General features: G+C 41.4%; 1 protein-coding gene. It reads left to right on the top strand.

The annotated features are described in order from the left end of the window. Nucleotides 1–352: 352 nt before the first annotated feature. On the top strand, nucleotides 353–536 hold a 184-nt coding region (locus tag ACS8FC_RS20495), incomplete at its 3' end, for a UvrD-helicase domain-containing protein (protein ID WP_439298136.1).

The following is a 536-nucleotide window of genomic DNA, read 5'->3' as shown; positions in this document are numbered from 1 at the left end:
GAAACAAAATGTGTTTTTTTTACCAAAAATTATGATATAGACATTACCTTATATTAACCCCAAATCCATGCTTTGTTCGATGCGCAAACGCTGTCACGCTATTTATCAAAAATCAAGTGCGCTCATACCCTATTTTCATCACCCAACTCCTCCCCCAAAGTGACCGTTTTTGCTTTATAATGACCCACCTAATTTTACGATATGTCATCATCAAACCTTAAATTCTATTATCCTTATAACAAACATTATTAAGATATCACTACGATATTGATTTTGGTGATACGCACCGCGTTCATCTACTTGTGCTATATCAGCGCTACCCTCTTTTTGCTTTTGTCTTACAGGTCACGTTATGAGTCAACTCAATCCCAAACAACAAGAAGCCATGCTCTACGTATCCGGCCCACTACTTGTGCTCGCAGGTGCTGGCTCCGGCAAGACCTCGGTGATCACGCGTAAAATTGCGTATCTAATTCAAGAGTGCGACATGCCAGCTGAGCGCATCACTGCCGTGACCTTTACCAATAAAGCGGCAC

The sequence above is a fragment of the Psychrobacter sp. 1Y4 genome (assembly GCF_051847555.1).
Note: the sequence above shows the minus strand (reverse complement) of the source record. Positions and strands in the feature narration are given on the sequence as shown.